Annotated in this window: 17 protein-coding genes and 1 tRNA gene; 9 read left to right on the top strand and 9 right to left on the bottom strand. The window is 63.2% G+C overall.

From position 1 onward, the window contains the following. Window positions 1-219: 219 nt before the first annotated feature. Both G7A66_RS09550 and G7A66_RS09545 read right to left on the bottom strand, forming a co-directional pair. The gene (locus tag G7A66_RS09550; protein ID WP_232366785.1) at window positions 220-912 is read right to left on the bottom strand and encodes a thermonuclease family protein; all 693 of its coding nucleotides are present in this window, start codon (window positions 910-912) and stop codon (window positions 220-222) included. A 68-nt stretch (window positions 913-980) separates the two neighbouring features. Then, window positions 981-1,451, bottom strand: coding sequence for a hypothetical protein (locus G7A66_RS09545; RefSeq protein ID WP_174295457.1), 471 nt, complete (start codon window positions 1,449-1,451; stop codon window positions 981-983). A gap of 143 nt (window positions 1,452-1,594) precedes the next feature. Here G7A66_RS09545 and G7A66_RS09540 point away from each other — a divergent pair, with 143 nt between their 5' ends. From G7A66_RS09540 to G7A66_RS09510, 7 genes are all read left to right on the top strand, one after another. Then, window positions 1,595-2,125: a hypothetical protein gene (locus G7A66_RS09540; protein WP_174295456.1), complete on the top strand. Its 531-nt coding sequence runs from the start codon at window positions 1,595-1,597 to the stop codon at window positions 2,123-2,125. A gap of 91 nt (window positions 2,126-2,216) precedes the next feature. Continuing rightward, window positions 2,217-3,122, top strand: a complete 906-nt coding sequence (gene argB / locus G7A66_RS09535) for an acetylglutamate kinase (RefSeq protein ID WP_174295455.1) — start codon at window positions 2,217-2,219, stop codon at window positions 3,120-3,122. A 3-nt stretch (window positions 3,123-3,125) separates the two neighbouring features. Then, window positions 3,126-3,659: a hypothetical protein gene (locus tag G7A66_RS09530; RefSeq protein WP_174295454.1), complete on the top strand. Its 534-nt coding sequence runs from the start codon at window positions 3,126-3,128 to the stop codon at window positions 3,657-3,659. A gap of 93 nt (window positions 3,660-3,752) precedes the next feature. Continuing rightward, window positions 3,753-4,046: a YggT family protein gene (locus G7A66_RS09525; protein ID WP_174295453.1), complete on the top strand. Its 294-nt coding sequence runs from the start codon at window positions 3,753-3,755 to the stop codon at window positions 4,044-4,046. Then, the gene (folD, locus tag G7A66_RS09520) at window positions 4,043-4,939 is read left to right on the top strand and encodes a bifunctional methylenetetrahydrofolate dehydrogenase/methenyltetrahydrofolate cyclohydrolase FolD (protein ID WP_174295452.1); all 897 of its coding nucleotides are present in this window, start codon (window positions 4,043-4,045) and stop codon (window positions 4,937-4,939) included. Before G7A66_RS09525 ends, folD begins: the two co-directional genes overlap by 4 nt. Window positions 4,940-4,995: 56 nt before the next feature. Continuing rightward, the gene (locus G7A66_RS09515; protein WP_174295451.1) at window positions 4,996-5,565 is read left to right on the top strand and encodes a hypothetical protein; all 570 of its coding nucleotides are present in this window, start codon (window positions 4,996-4,998) and stop codon (window positions 5,563-5,565) included. Next, window positions 5,565-6,185: a MarC family protein gene (locus G7A66_RS09510; RefSeq protein WP_174295450.1), complete on the top strand. Its 621-nt coding sequence runs from the start codon at window positions 5,565-5,567 to the stop codon at window positions 6,183-6,185. The genes G7A66_RS09515 and G7A66_RS09510 overlap by 1 nt, the downstream gene beginning before the upstream one ends. Window positions 6,186-6,203: 18 nt before the next feature. Here the strand turns inward: G7A66_RS09510 and G7A66_RS09505 are convergent, their stop codons facing one another. Next, on the bottom strand, window positions 6,204-6,815 hold the full coding sequence (locus tag G7A66_RS09505) for an LON peptidase substrate-binding domain-containing protein (RefSeq protein ID WP_174295449.1): 612 nt from the start codon (window positions 6,813-6,815) through the stop codon (window positions 6,204-6,206). Between the two features lie 4 nt (window positions 6,816-6,819). Next, window positions 6,820-7,734 carry a tetratricopeptide repeat protein gene (locus tag G7A66_RS09500; protein ID WP_174295463.1) on the bottom strand — a complete coding sequence of 305 codons (915 nt, stop codon included), beginning with the start codon at window positions 7,732-7,734 and terminating at the stop codon, window positions 6,820-6,822. A 223-nt stretch (window positions 7,735-7,957) separates the two neighbouring features. On the opposite strand from G7A66_RS09500, the gene G7A66_RS09495 reads away from it, so the two are divergent. Both G7A66_RS09495 and G7A66_RS09490 read left to right on the top strand, forming a co-directional pair. Then, a tRNA-Gly gene (locus tag G7A66_RS09495) sits at window positions 7,958-8,032 on the top strand. 200 nt (window positions 8,033-8,232) lie between these two features. Then, window positions 8,233-10,419: a TonB-dependent receptor gene (locus G7A66_RS09490; protein ID WP_174295448.1), complete on the top strand. Its 2,187-nt coding sequence runs from the start codon at window positions 8,233-8,235 to the stop codon at window positions 10,417-10,419. Between the two features lie 4 nt (window positions 10,420-10,423). Here the strand turns inward: G7A66_RS09490 and G7A66_RS09485 are convergent, their stop codons facing one another. The 5 genes from G7A66_RS09485 to glpD all read right to left on the bottom strand — a co-directional run. Next, complete coding sequence (locus tag G7A66_RS09485) at window positions 10,424-11,602, bottom strand: saccharopine dehydrogenase family protein (protein WP_174295447.1); 1,179 nt, start codon at window positions 11,600-11,602, stop codon at window positions 10,424-10,426. A gap of 78 nt (window positions 11,603-11,680) precedes the next feature. Beyond that, window positions 11,681-12,235 (bottom strand): dCTP deaminase, encoded by a 555-nt coding sequence (gene dcd / locus G7A66_RS09480; RefSeq protein ID WP_174295446.1) that lies wholly within the window; start codon window positions 12,233-12,235, stop codon window positions 11,681-11,683. A 74-nt stretch (window positions 12,236-12,309) separates the two neighbouring features. Beyond that, entirely contained in the window at window positions 12,310-12,840 is a 531-nt protein-coding gene (locus G7A66_RS09475; RefSeq protein ID WP_174295445.1) for a hypothetical protein, read from the bottom strand. Window positions 12,841-12,946: 106 nt separating this feature from the next. Next, entirely contained in the window at window positions 12,947-16,090 is a 3,144-nt protein-coding gene (gene putA, locus G7A66_RS09470; RefSeq protein WP_174295444.1) for a bifunctional proline dehydrogenase/L-glutamate gamma-semialdehyde dehydrogenase PutA, read from the bottom strand. A gap of 76 nt (window positions 16,091-16,166) precedes the next feature. After that, a partial coding sequence (gene glpD, locus G7A66_RS09465) for a glycerol-3-phosphate dehydrogenase (protein WP_232366784.1) occupies window positions 16,167-17,629 on the bottom strand: 1,463 nt, incomplete at its 5' end.

The raw sequence follows: 17,629 nt of genomic DNA, 5'->3' as shown, positions 1-17,629 counted from the left end.
CCGAGAACCAGAAGAAATTTGCCATCCACATGCCTCCTCACTGGAGGCTCATGAATCACATCCCAATGCCGCTGTGAATCCTGTTTATGGGTCCGGACCCTAGTGCGCGACGGCTCTCAAATCTTCAGGAAAAGCTGGAGCTAGCCGGTAAACCGCCAATGAACCTTCCCGCCACTGGCCTTTCGGGAAGGTGAGACAGACGGAAGCCTCAGCAGTCTTTTACCCGCACCAGTCGATTGAACTCGGCCAGCGTTCCGACAGCCCTTCGGCAATCAGCACTTCGCCCAGATCCTGTCCGTCGCGGCTGACGCGGCGGAGTAGGCGGCCATAGCGGTCGCGGTTCTCGTCGCCGGGGTTCAGAGTCAGGGCGAACGGCCCTTCGTTCAGCAATTCCTGCATCCGGCGGGTGGCCGCTTCGCCCAGTTCGGCCTCGCGCGCGCAGCCGGGGCTGCTGATTTCCGGCGTATCCATGCTGGCAAAGCGGATCTTCTCTCCGCCGAACCAGATCGTATCGCCATCCACCACGCAATTCACGCGTTCCCCGCTGCCACAGCGCGTGAAATTGGCCGAATGAATGTCGGCAGACGAAGCCGCTGCAAAGCCGCCGACGACGACGGGCTGCTGCGCATCCAACTCGGCTGCGGAGGAAGACCGGCTGAGCGCGGTCTCCTCCTGCGGCGGCGGAGCGCCCGGCGGCTGCGGCAGCGTGTCCTCGTCCCGCGCACCTTGCCAAATAACCCAGGCCGTAATCGCCGCCACCAGCACCAGAAGCGGCAGCAACCGGCGCAACATGCCGCTCCCCTTCTTGCGCGACTGCCCGAAGCGAGGCGTTTCCGCAGCGCCGTAGTCGCGGGCGGTGGTCCAGCGGCCCTTGCGGCGGCGCTTCTTGGGGAATTTGACGATCTTGCTCATGCCGGCATCCTTACAGCGGTGCGGATGCTTGGCAATTCGCTGTTGCGTCGCCCTTGCAGAATCGAAGTTCAGTAGACGGTCGAGATCTCGTCGATGGTCGCAATCACTTCGTCGCCGCAACTGATGATGACGGAGGAATAGGCCGGAAGGGCATCCTCCTTGACCGCCCGCACCATGGCCCAGCCCTTGCGCGGGCCGGAATCCAGCCGGGGCGCATTGCCGCCATCCACGATGTCGAGCGTAAAGCGCTGCCCCGGTGGTTGCATCCGGTCGGTCGGTCCCATCAACAGCCGCGCACTCGCACCGTCGGGCAGGTCTGCTTCGCCGGTGACGATCAGGCGGCGGTTGCTCTGCGCAGGCGCGGAGCCGTCGATCACGCGTGGCATCGCATCGATATAGGCCTGCCATCCCGCAGTGTCGGGGCAGTGATTGGCGGGCGTGGCCGGCATATCCGGGGTGCCGCTTGCAGTTGCCGCGCACCCTGCTGTCAGCATCATCGGGATTACGCAGGCAAGGGCAGGAAGCAGGGGTTTGCGCAAGGAATCCTCCGTCAGAAACGATTGTCTGATCATAATAACGCGCAGCGCGCATCCTCGTGCCCTGCGGCTACAAAAGGCCGCACAAGGAACCGCATCATTCTGTGATCGTTTCGATTTCAGCCTGAACAGGAGAAGTCATTCAGATGACCGATAACAATGATCCCGTCGCCTCACGCGCCAAATGGATTTGGATCATCCTCCTGGTGCTGCTCGCAATTGCGCTGGTCGCGTGGCTCCTGAACCCCGATCTGAGCGATGACAACGTCACGCCCGCCGATGCTCTTGTCACCACGCAGGAAGAACTGCCAGACCCCGCGACGCCCGATCTCGGACCCTCCGCCGCCAATGTCACGGGAGCGGCCATGCTCGGGCAAGTGGATGCGATGGTCGGCCGGACGATCGAACTACCAGGCATCGCGGTCAATCGCGTCGTGGGTGACGAGGCCTTCACCATCGGTACCGGCGCAGCGGAAACGCTGGTCATGTTTGATGAGACCCGCACGCCCGACATGGCGCGCGAGGGTATGCTCGACATCAATCCCGGTAGCCGCGTGACCGTGACCGGCACCGTCCGTTCGCTCGACGGAATGGAATTGCCCGACAGTGTCAGCAACGACATCGCCAATGGCGAACAGGTCTATATCGCTGCCGCCAATGTGGCGATGATGAACTGAACGCGCTATCCGTAAGACGCGACAGCCGCTAAGCGGCATGTCCGGCGGGCGAGCAGCCCTGCAAGCAGTGATGGCGGCTCAAGGGGCAATAATGGCGGATGCAATCTCGGACGATCGGAAGTTTCTTGCCAAGGCGGAAACGCTGATCGAAGCTCTTCCATATTTCCAGCGCTATGCCGGGCGGACCTTCGTCGTGAAATATGGCGGCCATGCCATGGGCGATGTGGGCGCTGCGCGTGATTTCGCCGAAGATATCGTGCTGCTGAAAGCCGTCGGCATCAATCCCGTCGTCGTGCATGGCGGCGGGCCGCAGATCGGCGCGATGCTGAAGAAGCTCGGCGTGGAATCCCGCTTCGTTGATGGCTTGCGCGTCACCGATCGCCAGACGGCGGAGATCGCGGAAATGGTGCTGTCAGGCGCGATCAACAAGCAGCTGGTCGGCTGGATCGCGAATGCGGGCGGCACGGCCATCGGCATCAGCGGCAAGGACGGAAACCTGGTCACCGCGACGAGGATTTCCCGCACTACCCGCGATCCCGACAGCAACATCGAACGGGCCGTCGATCTCGGCTTCGTTGGCGAGCCGACCCGCATCGATACGACGATCATCGATACGGTGAGCGCGGCGGGCATGATCCCCGTCATCGCCCCGATCGGATCGGGCGAGGATGGCGAAACCTACAACATCAACGCCGACACGATGGCAGGTGCGGTCGCAGCGGCACTCGGCGCAGCGCGGCTGTTCCTGCTGACGGATGTGGCGGGCGTGCTGGACGCAGAAGGCGAGCTGATCACGGACCTTACGCCCTCTGCCATCGCATCCCTGCGCGCCGGCGGCACGATCAGCGGCGGCATGATCCCGAAACTGGAAACCTGCGTTGCCGCCGTGGAAGCGGGCTGCGATGCTGCGGTCGTACTCGACGGGAGAGTATCCCACGCGATGCTGCTGGAATTCTTCACCTCACGCGGGGCGGGCACTTTGATAAGGGCGCATTGAAACATGCGCTATTTGCGAAATCTTATTCCCGCTCTCATCATCCTGCCCGGTCTTGCGGCCTGCGGGGCGTCCGAGGCGACGGATGAAGCCGCGGTGGCGGAGAACGAGAGCGCATTGTTCGCAGACGGCGATGCCGATCTGAACAGCCGCCAATGCGGCGATGTTCTGGCCTATTACGCGGCGGCAATCGACGCGGGGCGGTACGAGGATGCCGCCAGGGTCTGGGGCAGCAGCCGCGGAGTCGCGGCCGATCAGCTGGAAGAACTGCACGAGGGCTGGGGCAATCCGGAACTGGAAGTCGGGGATCTGCGGTTGGAAGGGGCGGCGGGCACCAGCTATTGCGAAGCGCGCGTCACCTTGCTGTTCGAGGAAGCCGCGATTGGCCCAAACGTCATCAGCGCCCCGCGGCGAGGCACGATCACCCTCGTGCGCGCCAATGACGTGCCCGGCGCGACACCCGAACAATTGCGCTGGACCATCCGCGAAAGCACATTGCTCGAACCGATGGAACGGGTGGGTGCAAGCAGTCCGGCCTGAAAGCGGATTATGCGGTTGATAGGGAGCGCCGCCCTCCTGTAGAAGGCGGCCAGTTTCCACCCGATCCTGTCCTGTCGTTCAAGGTATCCGCTTGTGTTCCTGATTACCCTGCTCCAGATCGTCGAATTGCTGACCAGCGTCCTGCTGATGCTGATCATCGTTCAGTTCGTGATCGGGCTGCTGTTCGCCTTCAATGTCGTCAATCAGTCGAACCAGTTTGCGGCTGCAGTCTACAATTCGATCAATACGTTGCTGGAACCGGTGCTGGCGCCGATCCGCCGGATTCTGCCGCGCACTGGAGCGATCGATTTCAGTCCGCTGGTCCTGATCATCATCTTGCAGCTGGTCGAGATCGTTCTGCGCAATGTCGCCATGGCCTCGATATGACCGCGCAGATCATCGACGGTAAGGCTTTCGCCGAAAGGCTTCGGGATAAAGTCGGCACGGTCGCCGCGGATTTCGCGAAAAGGGCAGGCCGGAAGGCGGGGCTTGCGGTCGTGCTGGTCGGCGCGGATGCGGCAAGCGAGGTCTATGTCCGCTCCAAGGGGCGGGCGACTCTCGTAGCCAATATGGCGAGTTTCGAGCATCGCCTGCCCGCAGACACCGCACAAGGCGATCTGCTGGCTCTGGTAGAACGGCTCAACGCCGACCCTGCAGTCGACGGGATCCTGGTGCAGCTCCCCTTGCCGCAGGGGCTGGACGAGCAGACGATCATCTCCGCCATTTCGCCTGACAAGGACGTGGACGGCTTTCACGTCACCAATGCCGGCCGTCTTGCCGTGGGGCAGGAAGGCTTCGTGCCCTGTACGCCGCTTGGTTGCATGATGTTGCTCACAGACCGCCTGGGCGATCTGTCGAGCCTGAATGCGGTGGTCATCGGCCGCTCCAACATTGTCGGCAAGCCGATGGCGCAGTTGCTGCTCGATGCGAACGCCACCGTGACCATCGCGCATAGCCGCACGAAAGATCTGGCTGATGTGGTGCGAAGGGCGGACATCGTCGTTGCAGCCGTAGGCAGGCCCGAAATGGTGCGCGGCGACTGGATCAAGCCGGGCGCGACAATCATCGATGTGGGGATCAACAGGTTACCGCCGGAAGAAGGGGCGGAGAAGGGCCGTCTGGTGGGTGACGTCGCCTTTACTGAAGCCTCCGAACATGCCGGAGCCATCACCCCGGTGCCGGGCGGCGTCGGGCCGATGACGATCGCTGTCCTGCTGCGCAATACGCTGGTCGCTGCCTACCGGAACGAGGGCATCGCCCTTCCTGACGGCGCGCTGTGAGGTCGGCGGCAGTGGGAGCGAGGCGCGGCACCGCATGTGCTGGGGCAATCGCGGTGATGCTCGCGCTCAGTGCCTGCGCGGTAGGAGGTGATCCGCGCGATCGGCTTCGCGCCGTCGCCAAGCCCGGCGAAGTCGTAGCCGCGGAACTGGCGATGGCCCGCGCCATTCGCGAGCAGGGACCGATCGAAGGCGCAAATGATTTTGCGGCGTCAGATATGACGCCGGCCCAGATTGCGGGATCGGCGACAAGCGTCGACGGTACGCAGCCGCGCCTGATCCTGGCAAGCTGCGATGGTACGCTTTCGGTTGCCCGGGGCGACTGGCGGGGGGCGGGCGGTGTCGCTGGAACTTACGGAACCGTGTGGCAGCGACAGCCGAATGGCAATTATCGCTGGGTGGCCCGCCGTTTTCAAGGTGCGCCCCCCTCTGCTGAGCCCGGCGAATTCATCGCTACTCGAGTAGCCTCCTGCGACAATGTTGCTGCGATCGCGCCGGAAGGCGCCGTGGCAGGCCGCGGCGCCTCAGAAGATGGCACCCTGCGCTGGCAGACTACAGATGGTGCCAACGGCAGCATCGCGGTCGACCTGTGGAACGGCACCTCTTTCGACCGCTTGGAGCGGCCCTGATGGTCGAACTGTTCATTTCGGCTTTCGTGACGCTGTTCGTCGTCATCGATCCGCCCGGTTGCGCGCCGATCTATGCGGGCCTGACCGCCGATGCGACATCGCGCCAGCGCCGGGTGATGGCCACCCGCGCCGTCAGCATCGCCGCAATCATCCTCGTCCTGTTCGCCCTGTTCGGCGAGCAATTGCTCAACGCCTTGCACATCGAACTTGATTCCTTCCGCATTGCCGGCGGCATCATGCTGTTCGTCATCGCGCTAGAAATGGTGTTCGAGAAACGCACGCAAAGGCGGGAGGAACGGGCGGAACAGGTGCTGGCCGACGAGGTGGAGGACGTCTCGGTCTTCCCCATGGCCATGCCCATGCTGGCCGGGCCGGGCGCGATTGCCACCATCATGCTGCTGACCAGTTCCGATACCGATCCATTGGCAACGGTGGTCGTGCTTGGCGCGTTAATTCTGGTTCTGCTGCTGACGCTGCTGGCATTGATCGCGGCAGGGCCGCTGATGCGGTTGCTGGGCGACAAGGTGGAAGCAGCAATTACCCGCCTTCTCGGCGTCCTGCTTGCGGCCCTGGCGGCGCAATATGTGATTGACGGCTTACGGGCCAGCTTCTCCATCTGACCTCGATGCGCGCTGATGCTATTGCAGGGTCACGCGGTCGCTGTCGCCGTCGCGGCGGGCGAAGAACTGCATCAATTGCACCAGCAATTCGCAGCGTTGCGAAAGATCGGCGGCTTCAAGCAAAGCCTGCTTGGCGGCAGAGTCGAAGGGCGCGATCTGGGATACGCCGTTGATGAGCGAAGCATCGTCCAGCCGCTCCACCGAATCCCAATCGACGCTGTAGCCCTGCGCATCGGCGAAGCGGCGGGCCTCCTGGTCGAAACCTGCGCGCTCCACGCTGCTCAGCGTCTCATCGCTGCTTTCCTCGATCAATTCCGCCTCGATCTGGCGAAACGCTGTTTTCACATCCAGTTCGCGGATCAGGCGAAATCTTTGTTCGCCTTCCAGTACTACGTTGAACCGGCCGTCATCCAGCGCCTCGACATCGCCGATCCGGCCAACGCAGCCGACATCGAACAGCCGGGTGCTGTCGCCGCCGCCGCGCGGCTGGAGCATGGCTATACGCCGGTCGCGCGCGAGGGCGTCGCTGACGAGCGCCCGATAGCGCGGCTCGAAGATATGCAGCGGCATCTGCAGATCCGGGAACAGGATGGCGCCCGTCAGCGGGAAAATGGAAAGGCGGCGGGCCAAGATCCTATCCGAACAGCAGACGCGAGAGCCTGCGCCGAGTGGCCACGGCCCATGGGTCTTCAAGCCCGGTGGCTTCAAAGAACTGCAGCAGCTTGGCACGAGCTGCGCCCTCGTTCCATTCTGGATCGCGCTCAATCACGCCGAGGAGCGCATCGGCAGCTTCGTCGCGTTCGCCAGCGGCAAACGCTGCTTCGGCAAAGACCAGTTGCGCATCGTTGTCGGCGGGCCGTTCCGCTGCGGCCTGCCGCAGCGCCTGCAACTCGCCATCATCGACCTGAGTGCCCGCCAGCGAAAGTGCGGTACGCGCCTGTCCGATCAGCGGATCGTCTGTGAGCGTCTCGGGCACGGCCGCAAGCGCAAGTTCCGCTTCCTGAACTCGACCGGCAGCGACAAGCGCGCGGACGAGGCCTGCATGGGCAGCAGGATTGTCCGGCGCCATCTGCGTGACCTGCTGGAATATGCCGGCGGCCCGTTCCGCGTCGCCTGAGGCCAGCACCTCTTCGCCCATCGTTACGAATTGCGACACGTCCTGCTGCTGACCGCCATCCTGCTGCGGCGCACCGCCTTCGATCGGCAGTTGCGCCAGGATCTGGTCGAGCGTCTGCTTCAGTTGCGATTCGGTGCGCGCCTGCGTCAGATCGGCAACCGGCTGCCCCTGGAACATGGCATAGACTGTCGGGATCGACTTGACCTGGAACTGACTCGCGATGAATTGTTCTTCATCGACATTCAGCTTGCGCAGGACCACGCCCTTGTCGGCATATTCGGCCGCGACTTTCTCCAGAACCGGCGTCAGCGCCTTGCACGGCCCGCACCATTCCGCCCAGAAGTCGAGGATGACCAGGCTCTTCATCGAAGGATCGACGACGTCCTTCTTGAAGCGGTCCACGGCTTTCTGTTCGTCAATATTCAGGCCCATGCTCGCCAAGGCGTACTCCCGTTGCTGCTGCGTGTCGTAAAAGCGTTCAGCTTCATGTGGGGATTTGCGCCGGATTGTGAAGTGCAAAGCTGTGCCGCACACCCCAATTTGCAGCAGTAGCGAAAATCCCGCAAAATTCGCTTGCCGCATGGCAGGACCGCTGCTAATCGGCCGCTTCCCCACCGGGCCGCGGCGATTGCCGCCACACCGGGAGCGTCAGTGAGCGGGCGTAGCTCAGGGGTAGAGCACAACCTTGCCAAGGTTGGGGTCGGGCGTTCGAATCGCCTCGCCCGCTCCATTTTCTTCTTGCGATAACAGCCTTTTGGGGCTGCCATCCGTCTTAGCGGACGGCACGACCTTCTGCCTGCCGGCGGGGGTTCGCCATCTTTGCCTCTTTCCAGAAAAATTGCATTCCTCTCGCCGGAATGGTCTTGCACAAGCCCCGATCTCCGCTAATGGAGAGATGTGATAAAGTCTCATCCCATAATTCGCCCCGGTATGTCCGCGCTCCTTTGCGGCACTGCCCTGTCTCTCGCCCTCGTTCTGCCGGTCCATGCGCAGGACTCAGACGACGCCGACGCGCCGACTGTCGGCATGCAAGTCGTCGATCCGAATGACTATCCTGCGGACGATCTGCACGATCGGCGGATCGGCGCCGGAAACGAGATCGTCGTGACCGCTGCCGGCATCACGCAGCTCGACGTATTGGCCGGCACGACGGTTGTCGAAGGTGCCGAACTGCTTCGCAATATGGACGGCCAATTGGGCGAAATTCTGGTCAAGATCCCCGGCGTGTCCGCAACCGGCTTCTCTCCCGGTGCTTCGCGCCCGGTGCTGCGCGGGTTTTCTGGCGAGCGCGTGAAGGTGCTGGTCGATGGCCTCGGCACTATCGACGTTTCCAACACCTCGGACGATCACGCCGTCTCCATCGACCCGCTGAACGCCGAACGTATCGAGGTGCTGCGCGGGCCTGCGACGCTGCTCTACGGCAGCCAGGCCATCGGGGGCGCGGTCAATGTGATCGACAAGCGCATTCCGCTCCGCATGCCGAACGAACCCGTTCATGTCGACGCGATCGCGGGCGTGGATACTGCCTCCGCTCTGCGCCAGGGCGGCGTATCGATCGACTTCCCCGCAGGCGAGAATTTCGCATTCCACGTCGATGGTTCATACCGGAAGACCGACGATCTGGAAGTTCCCGGCTTCACCGTCGCGCCGCGATTGCGTGCAGAATTGCTGGCAGAAGCTGCCGAGGAAGAGGCGGAAGAGCCCGAAGAGGCGGAAGAACTACGCGAAGCCGCAGCCCAGCGCGGCGTACTGCCCAGCAGCGCAACCGAAACCTGGAGCGCCAATGCGGGCTTCGCGATGTTTGCGAACGGCAGCAATCTTGGCGCATCGGTCGGCATCTATGACACGAATTACGAGGTCCCCGGAAGGCCCGGAACGGGCCACGCCCATGGCGAAGAAGAGCACGTAGAACACGAGGGCGAGGAGCACGAGGAGGGGGAAGGCGGCGAACAGGTTTCCATCGGCCTTCGCCAGTATCGCGCCGATTTCCGCGGCAGCCTCGACCTTGGCGACGGCTTCTTTTCCGAACTGAAGACCCGCGCCGGCTACAGCGATTACACGCATACGGAATTCGAGGGTGCTGAAGTCGGCACCGTGTTCGAGGTGCAGGGCATCGAAACCCGCGCGGAACTGGTGCAGCGCGGAAGGGACAATTGGAACGGCTCCATCGGTTTCCAGTATTATTTCCGCGACTTCGACGCATTCGGAGCCGAAGCCTACGTTCCGCGCAACCGCACCGACCAATATGCAGTCTTCGGCCTGCAGGAAGTGACGCTGGGCCCCGTGCAGCTGGAATTCGCCGGCCGGTATGAAAGCACCGACGTGGAGTCTGCGGCGCTGGGCATTCAGCGCCATTTCAATGGCTTGTCGGGCGCTGTCGGCGTGGTGCGCGAAACCGATGCCGGACTGCGCTTCGGGATCAACGCCAGCCGCGCGGAGCGGGCGCCGAGCGCAGAGGAGCTGTTCTCAAACGGCCCCCATATCGCGACCCAGGCTTTCGAGATCGGCGATGTGAACCTCTCCACCGAAAGTGCCCTGGGCCTTGAAGGCTTCATGCGCGGCCGGTTCGGCGATGTGCAGGTGAGCGTCGCGGTGTTTCGCAGCTGGTTCGACGATTACATCTATTTGTCGGATACCGGGCTTGAGGAAGACGATTTGCCCGTGTTCCAGTACCTGCAACACGATGCGACCTATTCCGGCGTGGAGGGGGAGATGAGCTTCCCGCTGTTCGAACGGAATGGCATCCAGTTGCTGGCCGATCTGCGCGGCGATTACATCCATGCCGAACTGGACGACGGATCGCCGCTGCCGCGCATCCCGCCCTTCAGTCTGCTGGGTGCGCTGGAAGCGAGCACACAGCGTTTCGACGGGCGGGTCGAGGTGCAGTATAATGGCGAGCAGAACCGGACCGCCACATTCGAAACGGCGACTGACGATTTCACCTTCGTCAACGCATCGCTCGCCTGGAAGCCGCTGCGCGGTCAGGACAACGTCACCCTGCTGGCGCAGGTGAACAACATCTTCGATGCCCAGGGCCGCCGCCACGCCAGCTTCACCAAGGATTTCGTTCCCCTGGCGGGCCGCAACTTCAAGCTGACGCTGCAGAGCAGCTTCTGACGCGTCAGTCCTCGACGGCGAAGGTCAGCTCGGCATGCTCACGCAGCCGGGCAACCAGTGCTTCACCCAGCAGCGAACCGGGCGTACCGATGCCGCCCGGCGCGTCGCTGTCGAGCAGGGCGTTGCCGGTTTCCGCTATCATCCGGCTGGTCGAACCGTAACCCGGATCGTAGCGGCCTTTCACGCCATAGCGGATGCGTTTGCCATCTGGCATTTCGCCCACGAATAGCACATCGTAATGGCCGTTCATCCGTTCTTCGGCGCTCGGTCCTTCGCCGGGTTTCGGCCCGCCGTCGCCGAAGGGTGCCTTCACCATGCTGGCCAGGCCCTGCGCCGCCTTCCTGCCCATTTCGCCGGGGCTGGTGAGGACCATCTCGTCATAGCGGAAATCCTCGCCATAGGGATGGCCGCGCAGGAAATTGGTGCGGTGCACGTTCTTCGTGTTGATCGCCGCCATTACGAAAGGGGCGGACCAGCTTTTCAGTTCATCGTCATATTGCGGAATCATCCCGTTGGGCTGATCGGGGCCGGTGGAGCCGGGCGTCAGGCCGAAGGGGCTGGTCATGATCTTCATCAGTGACGGCTCCTTCGCGATTGCCCGCATCGTCGCCTTCATGCTGGCCGCGGTCCCGCCCGAAAAGGTGCCCTTCATCTCCCGCACTCGGCCTTTTACCCGTGGCGCAGGCTGCCCGAAGCGTTCCATCGCTTCCTTTTGCAGCATCAGCACGCCAAGATCGAAGGGAATGGAATCGAAGCCCGAGGAGAAGCAGATCCGCGCGCCGCTCTGCTTTGCCTGCGTTTCGTAGCGGTCGATCATCTGCCGCATCCAGGCCGGTTCGCCCGACAGATCGGCGTAATCGGTGCCCGCCGCAACGCAGGCAGCCACCAGCGGTTCTCCATAGAGCGTATAAGGGCCAACAGTGGTGATGACGACCCGCGTATTTTCGCACATGGCGCGCAGCGAATCGGCATCCTCGGCATCGGCAACGACCAGCGGCGTATCCTCCGGCGCCTTGATCAGCGCGCGCACCTCTTCCAGCTTGGCCCGGTTGCGGCCCGCCATGGCCCAGCGGGGCGCATCGTCGCGGTCCGCATAATGCGATGCCAGATATTCCGCGACCAGCCTGCCGGTGTAACCGGTGGCGCCATAGACCACGATATCGAATGTGCGCGTTTCTGCCATGCCCTGTGCTCCTGTGTTTCGGTCAGGATGGTGCAGGGCGCGCGGCCTGTCAAAGGCTCGCCGGGAAAAGCCGGTCGATCAAAGGCGCGGCAAGGTCACTCCGCGCTGACCCATATATTTGCCTGCCCGGTCGGCATAGGTCGTTTCGCAGCGCTCGTTGCCTTTCAGGAACAGGAACTGGCACGCCCCCTCATTGGCATAGATGCGGGCCGGAAGCGGGGTCGTATTGGAGAACTCCAGCGTCACATGGCCTTCCCAGCCGGGTTCCAGCGGGGTGACGTTCACGATAATGCCGCAGCGCGCATAAGTGCTCTTGCCGAGGCAGATGACCAGCACATCGTCGGGCACGCGGAAATATTCGACCGTGCGGGCAAGGGCGAAGCTGTTGGGCGGGATCACGCAGACATCGGTGCGCCGGTCGACGAAGCTGTTGGCGGCAAAATCCTTGGGGTCGACAATGGCGGAATCGACATTGGTGAATATCTTGAAATCCTCGGCTACCCGCGCGTCATAGCCATAGGAGCTGAGGCCGTAGGAAATGCAGCCCTCGCGCCGCTGCGCCTCCACGAAGGGTTCGATCATCCCGTGCTCTGTGGCTTGGGTCCGGATCCATTTGTCGCTGAGAATCGCCATGATGCAATCTCCGCAATCGCGGGGCACGGCACAAGAGCGGGGGCGCTCTTATCCCCTTTGCCGAGCCGAGCGGTTCAATCCACCTGTTCAGCGCCCAATTGCGGATTGAGCATGGTTATGTGGTTCAGCCACTTCTTGGGCCGGCGCAGCATGTCCTTCGGATATTCTACCGTCAGCCCGGCAATCTGCGCCATCCGGCCAACGAAGTGGATGCAGTTGCGCGTGTCGAGGTCGTAATATTTGCCTGGCGCGTCGCGCCATTTTACCATTTCGGCCACGATCTGATGATATTGCTCGTCGCTGATCGGAACGGTGAAATGCCGGTTGGTCGAGCGGATATATTTTGGCTCTTCCACCATGACGTCGTGATAGACCGGGCCGTTCAGCACCGCGATGCTGGCGCTCTTGGCGGTGAATCCGTAATTTTCCGACACGGCCTCGCCGGTTTCGTCCAGCGTTCCTTCCATCACGACGAAGGTGTGCGGGTAACGTCCGAACAGCACCGAACCGTTGAAGCTGTGGAAACTGAGCAGCACCTCTGCCGCGGCAGGACCGGACCAGAGCATGACGGACATTGACGCGAGCAGCGCAAGAAAGCGTTTCATTGCAATCTCCTAGTGCAAGCCTGCCTGAATGCACAATGAAACGGGGCCGGAGAGGGCAGCCGCCACTCTTTCCGACCCATGCATTTTTCAAACGAAATCCCAGAAATCAACCCGAAAGCAGCGATGCGTTACCGCCTGCTGCCGTGGTGTCGATGCAGACTACCCGTTCGGTCGCGAAGCGCGCGACGTAGTTCGGTCCGCCCGCCTTGGGTCCGGTGCCGGACAACCCTTCGCCGCCGAAAGGCTGGCTTTCGACCACGGCGCCGATCTGGTTGCGATTGACGTAGAAATTGCCGACTTTCGCGCGTTCCTCGATGAACCGGCGGGTGGACTCTATGCGGCTGTGCAGGCCGAGGGTCAGGCCGTATCCGGTGGAATTGATGTCTTCCATGACCTTGCCGAGATCCTCGCCCTTGAACCGGGCGACATGCAGCACCGGGCCGAAATTCTCCCGCTTCAGATCGAGGATCGAACCGATCTCGATTATCGTCGGAGCGACATAGCAGCCGGCAGCAGTACTTTCGGGCAGTTCGCGCCTCCACACGGTACGGCCAGCCTTGCCGCGGCGGGCGACGTGCCTTTCCAGCGCCGCCTGCGCGTCCTGATCGATCACCGGGCCGACGTCGGTTGAGATATCCGCCGGATTGCCGATATCCAGCACTTCGAATGCACCCCGGATCATCTCGATCACATCATCCGCAATGTCGTCCTGCAGATAGAGCATCCGAAGCGCCGAGCACCGTTGGCCCGCGCTCTGGAAAGCGCTGGCGACGATGTCTCGCGTCACCTGTTCGGGCAGGGCGGAACTGTCGACGATCATGGCGTTCTGCCCGCCCGTTTCGGCGATGAAGGTCGCGATCGGTCCTTCGCGAGCGGCCAGCACCCGATTGATGATCCGCGCCGTGTCGGTCGACCCGGTGAAGGCGACACCCGCCAGACGCGGATCGGCGGTGAGCCATTCGCCCACATCGCCAGCACCAGGCATCAGCTGAAACACCTCTTCGGGGACGCCCGCCTTGTGGCACAGTTCCACCGCCAGCGCCGCGATGAGCGGAGTCTGCTCGGCAGGTTTGGCGATGACAGTGTTACCGGCGGCAAGCGCAGCCGCAGCAGGGCCGATGAAGATCGCGAGCGGGAAGTTCCACGGGCTGATCGTCACGAATACGCCGCGCCCGGCATAGGACAGGCGGTTTTCCTCGCCAGTGGGCCCAGGCAGGGGAAACGGTGCACTGAACAGCCGCCGCGCTTCCATCGCGTAATAGCGCAGGAAGTCGACCGCTTCGCGCAATTCCAGCACGGCATCGGCCAGGGTCTTGCCCGCTTCGCGCTGGCAGAGCGAAAGGAATTCGTCCGTATGCGCTTCGAATTCTTCGGCTGCCGCTTCCAGCAGCACGGCGCGCTTCTCGCCGCCAAGGCGGTTCCAGCCCGGCTGGATCGCAGCCGCGCGGGTGATGCCTTCGCTTACCTCGATCTGCAGGGCGTCACGGCGCGTGCCGATTTCGACACTGAGGTCCTGCGGCTTGGTAATCGGCGCGACCTCGCCTTCGTCGTCGCTGCGGAAGGTGGGCTCGGCATGCCACTTGCGGGCGCGCAAGGCTTCCAGCCGCTCCATCAAGGGCTCGCGGACCAGCGGGTCGGAAAGATCTATCCCGAGGCTGTTGACGCGTCCCGGGAAGATTTCCGCAGGCAGTGGGATGCGGGGATTGCGACAAAGATCCAGCGCCCGCATGTCGGTTACCGGATCGGTCGTCAGTTCCGAGATGGGCACATTGCTGTCGGCCATCCGGTTGACGAAGGAGGAATTCGCGCCGTTCTCCAGCAGGCGGCGGACCAGATAGGCCAGCAGATCCTTGTGCCCGCCGGTCGGGGCGTAGATGCGGACCGGCGTAGCCTCGTGCCCGCGAGAGCGTTCAAGTTGGCGCAGTTCGGCGTAGACTTCCTCGCCCATGCCGTGGAGGCGCTGAAATTCGAAATCCTGCCCACGCCCGCTGCTGGCCGCCAGCGCCTTGATCGCGCCGATGGTGTAGGCATTGTGCGTTGCGAAAGCGGAATGGATAGCATCGCCCGCCGCCAGCATTCTGGCCGCGCAGGCAAGGAATGAGATATCCGTCGCCAGCTTGCGCGTAAACACCGGGTAATCGGACAACCCGCCGACCTGCGCCAGCTTGATTTCCGTATCCCAGTAAGCGCCCTTCACCAGCCGCACGAAGAATTTACGCCCGTGGCGTCGCGCCAGCGCCGCAGTCCAGTCGCACAGCGGCACCGCGCGCTTCTGATAGGCCTGGATCGCCAGGCCAAAGCCTTTCCATGCGCTGCCATCGGGGCGTTCGAACAGCGTGTCGTCCGCAGCCAGTTCCTCGATGATGTCGAGGCTGACTTCCAGCCGCTCCGCCTCTTCGGCATCGATGGTAAAATGGATGTTGGCGTCGCGCGCCTTCACCGCCAGGCCGCGTATTACCGGCACCAGGAAGGTGCGAGCGGCCTCGGCATGGAAGAAATCATACTTCGGGTAGAGTGCCGACAGTTTAACCGAAATGCCGGGCGACCCTTCGATCGTGCCGTCCGACTCCGCGGCAAGCCGGTCGAGCGCTTCGCCATAGGAAACGCGGTAGCGTTCGGCATCGGCCATGGTCATCGCGCCTTCACCCAGCATGTCGAAACTGTGGGTCAGGCCGTCCCGGCGTTCGGGCACGGCGCGCTTCAGCGATTCCTGAATGGTGCGGCCATAGACGAACTGCCCGCCGAGGATCCGCATCGCCTGCAGGGTCGCCTGCCGGATGACGGGTTCGCCCAGCCTGCCGATGGTGCGCTTCAGCACCTTGCCCATGCCGCGCTGCGTTTCATCGGGCCGGTCCAGAACCTCGCCCGTCAGCATCAGCGAGAAGGTTGCGGCATTGACGAAGGTGGAATCGCTGGCGCCGATATGTTCGACCCAGTGGATGTCGCCGATCTTGTCCTTGATCAGCGCATCGGCCGTGCGAGCGTCGGGCACCCGCAGCAGCGCCTCGGCAAGGCACATCAGCGCGATGCCTTCATGGGTGCCGAGACCGTATTGCTGCAGAAAGGCGTCGATCCCGCTCGCCTTGCGGCGCCGCGCACCCTGGATCAGCTTTCCGGCAATGGCGGCGGCATCGTCATGCAGCGCGCTGGCCGGGCCTGCCTGACCCATCCGTTCGGCGACACAGGCATTTTCTTCCTGCCTGTAGGCCTTGCGGAGTTTCGTACGGTCAAGGTTGCGCGGTGCGGTCATTGTGCCTCAAATGTCGGTTGGATTCGTAATCGATGCGATGTGGACTTCCCGACCGGCGCTTTCAAGCGAAGCCGGGTTATTTGGCGAACGCGGGGGCCGGGTGCGACGAGCGGGCGGCGTACCAGTTCGTGATATGCGCGCAGGCGTGGTCGTCCAGATGCAGGCCGAGCTTGGAACGCCGCCACAGCACGTCCTCACCGGTGTCGGCGAATTCCTCGTCCATAAGGTAGCGGAGCTCCGCCTCGAAAACGCCATGACCGAAATGCTCGCCGAGATCGTCCTCCGAGCGGGCACTACCCAGCACTTCGTGTATGCGGGTGCCATAGGCCCGCGCGAGCCGCAGCAGCGTCTCCGGGGCGAGGAAGGGATAGCGTTCGCCCAATGGCCAGAGGAAGGCGGAGAAATCACCCGCTTCGATGTCGCCGCCGGGCAGTCGGGCATCGCGCGTCCATGCCGGACCCATCGGCAGATGTTTCGCCAGACGGTCCAGCGCATGTTCGGCAAGCTTGCGGAAGGTGGTAATCTTCCCGCCATATATCGAGAGGAGGGGCGCCGCGCCACAATCCGCAGTCTCTCCGGTATCGAGCTCGAAGACGTAGTCGCGGGTCACGGTCGAATTGCTCGTCGCATTGTCTTCGTAGAGCGGGCGGACACCGGCATAGGTCGAAACCACATCGCCGGGCGTCACATGGCTGCGGAAATATTCGCTGGCGGCTCGGCAGAGGTAATCGCGCTCTTCCTCGCTGATCCGCACGTCGTCGCGATCGCCTTGGAACAGCTGGTCGGTGGTTCCGATCAGCGTGTAGTCGCGCTCGTACGGTATGGCGAAGACGATGCGGCCATCGCCATTCTGGAATATGTAGCAATGCGGGCCATCGTACCAGCGGGGCACGATTATATGGCTGCCCTTCACCAGACGGACATGAGGCTTGGCCCCCCCGCCCAGACCCATGCGGGCCACATCGTCGACCCACGGGCCGGCGGCATTGACCACCGCCCGCGCTTTCACGCTTCGGATCGATCCATCGGCGCTACGCAAAGTCGCCACCCAGTGATCCGCCTGCCGCTCCAGCGCCGTGCATATCGTGCGGGTCAGCACCTCGGCCCCGCGCTCCCTGGCATCGACGGCGCAGAGCACCGTCAGGCGCGAATCCTCCACCCAGCAGTCGGAATATTCGAAGCCGCGTTGCAGCCGGTCCTGCAGGATGGAGCGGTGCGGCGCGTCCGTCAGGTCCACGCCGTGGCTGGGGGGCAGTGTGCGCGTGCCGCCCAGCCGGTCGTAGAGGAAGAGGCCCATGCGCAGCATCCAGCCGGGGCGTAGGCCCTTGTCATGCGGCAGCACGAAACGCAGCGGCCAGATGATATGCGGAGCCGCTTTCAGCAGCACCTCGCGTTCAGCCAGTGCCTCGCGCACGAGGCGGAATTCGTAATGTTCGAGATAGCGCAGGCCCCCGTGCACCAGCTTGGTGCTGGCAGACGAGGTGTGCTGCGCCAGATCGTCCTTTTCGCACAGGGTGACGGACAGGCCGCGCCCCGCCG

This window comes from Alteripontixanthobacter muriae, assembly GCF_013336795.1.
GTDB lineage: Bacteria > Pseudomonadota > Alphaproteobacteria > Sphingomonadales > Sphingomonadaceae > Pseudopontixanthobacter > Pseudopontixanthobacter muriae.
This window is presented reverse-complemented; position numbering and strand designations above follow the sequence as displayed.